The sequence below is a fragment of the Paeniglutamicibacter gangotriensis Lz1y genome, from assembly GCF_000348945.1.
Lineage (GTDB): Bacteria > Actinomycetota > Actinomycetes > Actinomycetales > Micrococcaceae > Paeniglutamicibacter > Paeniglutamicibacter gangotriensis.
On the sequence record NZ_AOCK01000001.1, the window covers coordinates 649156 to 656281 of the forward strand.

Annotated in this window: 6 protein-coding genes and 2 pseudogenes; 4 read left to right on the plus strand and 4 right to left on the minus strand. The window is 63.3% G+C overall.

Features of this window, described 5'->3' with window-relative positions; translation table 11 throughout:
* Window positions 1-20 precede the first annotated feature (20 nt).
* The 3 genes and pseudogenes from ADIAG_RS02995 to ADIAG_RS03005 all read right to left on the minus strand — a co-directional run bounded on the left by ADIAG_RS02995 (window position 21) and on the right by ADIAG_RS03005 (window position 2494).
* Window positions 21-1290 (minus strand): annotated as a pseudogene (locus ADIAG_RS02995) (aminotransferase-like domain-containing protein).
* A gap of 54 nt (window positions 1291-1344) precedes the next feature.
* Window positions 1345-1989 (minus strand): GerMN domain-containing protein, encoded by a 645-nt coding sequence (locus ADIAG_RS20680; protein WP_007269823.1) that lies wholly within the window; start codon window positions 1987-1989, stop codon window positions 1345-1347.
* A gap of 103 nt (window positions 1990-2092) precedes the next feature.
* Entirely contained in the window at window positions 2093-2494 is a 402-nt protein-coding gene (locus tag ADIAG_RS03005) for a helix-turn-helix domain-containing protein (RefSeq protein WP_007269824.1), read from the minus strand.
* 344 nt (window positions 2495-2838) lie between these two features.
* Between ADIAG_RS03005 and ADIAG_RS21770 the strand changes: the two genes are divergently transcribed.
* The 4 genes and pseudogenes from ADIAG_RS21770 to ADIAG_RS03020 all read left to right on the plus strand — a co-directional run bounded on the left by ADIAG_RS21770 (window position 2839) and on the right by ADIAG_RS03020 (window position 5965).
* Window positions 2839-3039, plus strand: a complete 201-nt coding sequence (locus ADIAG_RS21770) for a hypothetical protein (RefSeq protein ID WP_051059796.1) — start codon at window positions 2839-2841, stop codon at window positions 3037-3039.
* A gap of 82 nt (window positions 3040-3121) precedes the next feature.
* Window positions 3122-3718, plus strand: a pseudogene (locus ADIAG_RS22325) (MFS transporter); the annotation flags it as partial.
* A complete protein-coding gene (locus tag ADIAG_RS22330; protein ID WP_268744232.1) occupies window positions 3703-4413 on the plus strand; it encodes an MFS transporter in 711 nt (236 codons plus the stop codon). The pseudogene ADIAG_RS22325 and the gene ADIAG_RS22330, both read left to right, overlap by 16 nt.
* Before the next feature lie 376 nt (window positions 4414-4789).
* The gene (locus ADIAG_RS03020) at window positions 4790-5965 is read left to right on the plus strand and encodes an NAD(P)-dependent malic enzyme (protein WP_007269827.1); all 1176 of its coding nucleotides are present in this window, start codon (window positions 4790-4792) and stop codon (window positions 5963-5965) included.
* A 103-nt stretch (window positions 5966-6068) separates the two neighbouring features.
* Here ADIAG_RS03020 and ADIAG_RS03025 read toward each other — a convergent pair whose 3' ends face one another.
* On the minus strand, window positions 6069-7019 hold the full coding sequence (locus ADIAG_RS03025) for an LLM class flavin-dependent oxidoreductase (RefSeq protein WP_321162804.1): 951 nt from the start codon (window positions 7017-7019) through the stop codon (window positions 6069-6071).
* Between the last annotated feature and the right edge of the window lie 107 nt (window positions 7020-7126).

The window sequence follows — 7126 nt, forward strand, 5'->3', positions numbered from 1 at the left end:
AGGGTGCTCTTGCGCCAGCTTTAGCGTGCTGAGTTTTCCGCGATGGCCGCTTCGAGCACCGGGGCCAGGCGCTTGACGCCCTCGCGGATCTTGTCCTCGGGGACGGCGCTGAAAGCCAGCCGCAGCCGATGGCTGGGGGCATCGTCGGGACTGAATGCGGCGCCCGGAATGAAGACCACTCCAGCTTCGATGCCCTTGGCTAGCAGCGTGTAGCTGTCGATTCCTTCGGGCAGGGTGACCCAGATGAAGAACCCGCCCTCGGGCCTGGTGTAGTGCACCCCGGCGGGCATGTGCTCATCGAGTGCCTCGAGCATCGCGGCGCAGCGCGCGGCGTACAGCTCGCGGTAGGTGGCGATCTGTCCGCGCCAGTCATGCCCGTCCAGGTACTTGGTGATCAGCATCTGGTTGAAGGTCGCGGGGCAGAGCGTGACGGCCTCGGAAGCAAGGTAGAAGCGGCGGAAGAGATGGGCGGGGACCACTGCCCATCCGATGCGCAGCCCCGGGGCCATGATCTTGGAGAAAGACCCCATGTAGATGACGTTCTCGGGATACTGGGCATACAACGGGGCGATAGGCTCCCCGGAATAGCGCAGCATTCCGTACGGGTTGTCTTCGAGGATGAGGATGTTTTCGGCGATGCAGATCTCGGCGATCTGTGCCCGGCGTTCGGCGGCCAGGGTGATGCCCGAGGGGTTGTTGAAGTTCGGGATCGTATACAGGAACTTGATCCGCGCACCTTCGCCGCGCAGCTCGGTGATGCGTTGGCGCAGCGCTTCGGGGATCAGCCCGTGTTCGTCGGTGGGGATCGGCTCGGCGCGCACCTGATAGGCCTCAAAGGTATTCAGGGCGCCCACATAGGTGGGATCCTCGCAGAGCACGGTGTCTCCGGGGTCGCAGAAGACCTTGCAGGCAACGTCCTGGGCGGCCTGCGATCCGGTAGTAACCACGATGTTGTCGGGGTCGACTCCGGTGATTCCTTCTTCGGCCATGACCTCGCAGATCTGGGTGCGCAGTTCCCTGCGTGCCTTGACCGCTGCCGTACTGCAGTGCTGTCATGCCCTCGGTGGCGATCAGCTCCGCGGACATGGCCCCGAGTTTCTCCAACGGCAAGGACTGTAGATAGGGGTTGCCGCCTGCCAAGGAGACCAGCGAGGGATCCAGTGAAAGCTCGAAGACGTCGCGCACCGCTGATTGCTTGATGTGCGAGGCACGCTCGGAGAAGAGTGATTCGTGCGCCGCGGCGCGTTCGAAGGCGATTTCGGTTTCACTGCCCGTTGAGGGTCCTGTAATTGAGCTCACACCACGCACCTTATCAACACTTGTTGCCTACAAGTCAACATTTGCCTATTTTTGGCTGAGGTATTTGTTGACGTCGACGCCGTTGATCAGGATCACGGCCTCGCCGGTCCCTGCGGCTACCATCGCGGTGTGGGTCAGCTGAGCGATGATGCGCGGGTCATCGCACGTGCCGCCGGAGAGGATCTCCCCGGATAGCTCGACCGTCACGGTGTCACCGGAGACCGAAGCGGATACATATGTCAGCTCCGATGCTGAGAGCGTATTGACCAGTCCTGATTGGCCATGCTCCGCGTCCTTGTCCTCGAGCAGGGTGCTCATCGCGGCTTCGACCTGGCTGGCGTAGATCACCGGCCCGGTCTCGGTGGCCACGATGCTATCGCCACAACCGACCAGGGGGCCGGATTTCCCCTGGTCATCGACTGCCACGTAGAAGATCGTCAACGGAGAGGTTGCGGAGGCGGCATTTGTCCCGGACGAGGGCTGCGCGGGCGGGGATGACCCGGAGGCGCTCGATGCCGACGGCGCCGACGTGGGCTGTGGGGTCTGGGATACTGACGGGGACCCGGTCGACAAGCTTCCCGTGGTGCTTGGAGCCTGGGCGGGTTCACCCACGCATCCTGAAAGTGCGAAGACCAGCCCGAGTCCGGCCAGCCCGGCCAATGACGAGACAATCCATCGATTCCCGGACATCGTTCCCACTTCCCTTCGCATCCGCCTGGTGCGGTGCAGCGGTTACTTCCAACTGTGGAAGACGGCGGGTGGGAGTACCAGCACGGGATAGTTGCGGTTGGGTCTATTCCTGGGTCTGGGCAGGGCTGGTGGCGCGGGAGTCGAGCCAGGCCTGCACCGAGGCCGGGCGTATTCTGCGGTGGGTGCCGCGGTATTCCACCGGGATGGTTCCCGAATCGGTGAGCTTGCGCAGGTAGCTGGCCGAGATCCCTGCCATGGTTGCTGCTTGAGAGGTGTTCAAGAGCGACTCCACGGTGCTGACGCTCACTTCATCGCCGCGTGACATGCGCGTGAGTACCTCGATGAGTGCCGCGTGGGCGACATCTGGCAATTGCAAGGTGGTGCCGTTGACAAAGATGGTGGTGTCGGCGGACTCTTCCAATGCTGCCGCGAGGCGTGCCGCGGCCTTCGACTCGAGGGCGGGGAAGGCACGAACTTTGCTCAATGACGGTGTGGGAGACGACATGCTTCCATCATGCATGATCCGAGACAAAAGTGTCGGCCCGGCACGTGACGACCGGCATGGTTATCGAAAGGGGGGATCCTCGGGATCTTCAAGCAACTTACTCAAGTTGCTTGTGCACTAGTGTCCATGCCCGAAAACAGTATCTCCCTCTCCCTGTTCGAGGCTCTGCGGCCCATCTCCCGCCGACTGAATTCCTCGAGCAATTTCTCACGGGGCAAGTTGGGAATCCTTGGCCATCTGGCGCGTCACGGGCGGGCGACCACTACCGAGCTGGCTGCCATCATCAGGGTCACCGGTGTTGCTGGCGGCACGCGAGCTCGAAGCTCTGGGCCTTCTTACCTAGGGTGCCCGATGCCGACGACCGTCGCCAGACCTGGATCGGAACGACCGATGAAGGGCGCCAGAGGCTGGCCCAAGAGCGGGCCGCCGGCCAGGAATGGCTCGAGACTGCCATCTCGACACGGCTGACGCAGCAAGAGCAGCAGGCCCTAGAGTCGCTCATCCCGCTACTGCGGAAACTTGATCCGGAAGCTCGCGATGCCTAGGACCACCGCGATGGCTCGCTCGAACCTGATGCCCGCGCTGGTCTATGCTGCGCTCTCCACAGCGATCGTCAGCTCGCTGGGCATGCTGCTGGTCCCCTCGATCGCCGTCGGTTTTCAGGTCCCGGTCAGCACGGCCCAATGGATGCTCACCATCAACCTGCTCGTCGGTGCCATTGCGACCCCGGTCATGGGCAGGTTGAGCGACGGTCCCCACAAAAAGCGGCTTCTGGTGTTCTCCTTGGTGCTCATCCTCATCGGGTCCGTGCTGGCGGCGAGGGCACCGAATTTCACCATCTTCCTGATCGGGCGCGCGTTGCAGGGGTTAACCTACGGAATTGTCCCGGTGACGATCGCCTTGGCCCGGCGCTACCTCGAACCGATCAAGGTGCAGTCCTCGATTTCGAGCTTGTCGGTCACGGTGTCGACGGGTATCGGGATCGGCTATCCGTTGACCGGAGTCATCGCGGGCCTCATCGATTTCCGCTCCGCATTTTGGTGTGCGGTTTTGTTTGTCCTCAGCGCGATCTTCGTGGTCGTCCGCGTGGTGCCCAAGGGCCCCGATGACATGGCAGGGCGGATGCCGTTCGACTACTCGGGCACGGCCCTGCTCAGCCTGGGCCTCGGAGCCCTGCTCCTGGGCGTCAGCGAGGGCCCGAACTGGGGATGGGGATCACCGGCGGCCATTGGAACCATCGCTGGTTCGGTGATCTTGCTGGCGATCTGGGCGAAGACGGCACTGCGGACAGAGCACCCGCTGATCAACCTGCGGGTGCTGCGCAATGGCGAAGTGCTCTTGGCAAACCTCACCGCGGTGGGGCTGGGCGCAGCCCTTTACCGGCTTGTCTTGGCTTGTCGATTTCCAGCCTCATTGCCCAGACCCCCGCCTCGACCGGCTACGGGATCGCCCTACCGGTCTTCTGGGCCGGCTTCGTGATGTTCCCGCTCTCGGTGGGCAGCTTCACCGCCAACCGGATCGTTCGTCGCCTGGCGACCCGGATCAGTCTTACTGCGCTGCTGCCGATCGGCGCCGGCGTTGTTGCAGCATCCGGAACGATGCTGTGGTTCGCGCACACCCAATTGTGGGAGATCCTGCTGGGGATGCTGCTCTTCGGTCTGGGCATGGGTGCAAGTTATGCGGCGATGTCGGCACTGATCGCCAGAAGCGTAGCCACCGAGGAATTGGGCAGCTCGGCGAGTTTCAACCAGGTCCTGCGCACCGTGGGCAGCTCGTTCGGCACGGCCATCGCCGGGGCGGTGCTCGCCGCGAATATGGGCCCGGACATGCACTCGACCGATACGGGGATCACCCTAACATTGGCCATCGGGGCGATCCTGTGCCTGGTGGTGTTCGCCGCACGCTCCTCCACACGCTGAAAAACAATGTCGCCGCGGACCTGCGCCATGCCGGCTGAGCACGGAGCGCCGCGAGACTTCTCGACCCCCGGGGGCAGCGCCCCAAACACCGCTGGAGGCACCGGAGAATTGCCTCGAGATGGCTGAGTATTTCGCCCCTGTTGCGCCCAACGGTGGCGCAGATACGCTGAAGTGTCGTATCGTGATGCCTACGGTCTAAAGAAAGTACTGACCAGTGCGTCGTTGCCGCAGCCATCACCCCCGGCCGGCAGACGCACAGCGAGGCAAGGAAACCGGCGGTCACCACATTGATGTGGTTGTGCCGTTTCCTTCGTTGTCCGCGATCGTTGAATCGCCCCTCGCTCCGTCACATTTCAGAACTTTCAAGGAGTCCCTCATGTCCATTGATACCTCGCTCGACGCCGCCGCAACCATCACCGAAGCCGACATCTTCGACGCCCACCTCGGGGGCAAGCTCAGTGTCCAGTCCAAGATGCCACTGACCACCAAGCGCGACCTGTCCATTGCCTACACCCCGGGCGTCGCCCAGGTGTCCCGCGCCATTGCCGCGGACCCGGCCCTGGCCGCCACCCACACCTGGGCCTCGCGCCTGGTCGTTGTGGTCTCCGACGGCACCGCGGTGCTGGGCCTAGGCAACATTGGTGCCGCCGCCTCGTTGCCGGTCATGGAAGGCAAGAGCGCGCTCTTCAAGGAGTTCGGCGGACTGGATTCCATTCCGTTGGTCCTGAACACCACCAACGTCGATGAAATCGTCGAAACCCTCGTCCGCCTGCGCCCCAGCTACGGCGCCGTGAACCTCGAGGACGTCTCGGCACCGCGCTGCTTCGAACTCGAGGCCCGCCTCATCGAGGCGCTGGACTGCCCGGTCATGCACGATGATCAGCACGGCACCGCCGTGGTGGTCCTCGCCGCGCTGCTCAACGCGGCCAAGGTTGCAGGCAAGGAACTGGGCCAGATGCGTGCAGTGATTTCCGGGGCCGGCTCCGCAGGCATCGCGATCTCCGAGATCCTGATCAATGTCGGCCTCGGCGATGTGGTTCTTGTTGATTCCAAGGGCATCATCCACCGCGACCGCGACGACCTGAACGCCATCAAGGCCAAGTACGCCGCGATCACCAACAAGGATGGACTGATCGGTGGCATCCGCGAGGCCTTGGACGGTGCCGACGTGGTCGTCGGGGTTTCCTCCTCCAAGTTCGAGGAAGAAGATCTGGCCGGCATGAACGACGACGCGATCATCTTCGCGCTGTCCAACCCGGACCCGGAGATCATGCCGCATGTCGCACGCAAGTACGCCGCCGTGGTGGCCACGGGCCGCTCGGACTTCCCGAACCAGATCAACAACGTGCTGGCTTTCCCCGGAATCTTCCGTGGTGCCTTGGATGCCGGTGCACGTCGCATCACCTCCGAGATGAAGCTGGCAGCGGCCTACGCGATTGCCGGGTTGGTCCAGGAGAACCTCTCCAGCGAGTTCATCGTTCCCTCACCGCTTGACCCACGCGTGATGCCGGCGGTTTCCGCCGCCGTCCAAGCCGCGGTAGTAGCGGAGTAGAGACACCGAGCACCACACACCACGAGAGAGGGCATTGGATTGGTTCATCCGTTTTACCGGAAACCAGTCCAACGCCCTCTTCTTTGTTCCAGACCCCTCGAGGTCAGGCGGGTACGCCCGCTTCCTGCACCTCGGCGCCACGCAGCGCGGCGGCCTCGTCCCAGCTCGACGGGCCTGAAGCAAAAGCCCCGCGGTAACCGGCCGCGGGGTGCCGCTCGTTGAGCAACGGACCCTCGCCAAATAACTTTTCGCGCAGCGTTCCCTGGGCATATTCGCTCTGGGCCAGGCCGCGTTCGCGCAGCACCGGGAGGACCTTGTCTGCGAACTCCTCAAATGATCCGGGGATCACCCAGTTGATGACGTTGATGCCATCGACCCCCGCAGCCTGCCACCTTTCGATCTTGTCGGCGATTTGTCCGGGGGTGCCCACCACCCGGGTGTTGCGGGCCTGCAGCCAGGCGATGTCCGCGACGACTGGCTCGCGGTCGGTGATGTGCTTGGACACCCATTCGGAGAAGCCCTTGCCGGTGTTGGTGTCCAGATCGGCGATCGGGGTTTCGGGCGGATAGACGCGCCCGGTCTTGTCCACGATGGCCGAATGAGCCAGGTAGCCATCGACACTGACGAACTGGTCGTAGTACGCCTCCTTCTCTTTGGCCTCTTCCTCGGTGGCTCCGATGATGAAGGAGAGCCCCTGGAAGAACTTGATGTCTTCCGGGTTCCGTCCGTATTCCACGGCCAGCCGACGGGTGTCCTTGATGAGCTCGGCCGCGATAGCAGGGGACGGGGCAATGATGAAGGTCGCCTCGGCATTGCGTGCAGCGAAGGCACGCCCGGAGGACGAGGAACCCGCCTGGAACAGCAGCGGGGTGCGCTGCGGTGAGGGGGGGGAAGATGCGGTCCCTCGACCCGGTAGCGCTTGGGCTCGTGATAGATCTTGTGGATCTTGGACGGATCGGAATAGACCCCGTTTTCCTTGTCCTTCTTCAATGCGTCGGCATCCCAGGAACCTTCCCAGAGCTTGTAGGCGACGTCCACGTATTCGTCGGCCCAGGCGTAGCGCTCGGTGTGGTCGGTCAGCTGCGGAAGGCCGTAGTTGCGTGAGGCGTTGTCATTGATGCCCGTGACGATGTTCTAGGCGATCCGCCCGTTGGAAATGTG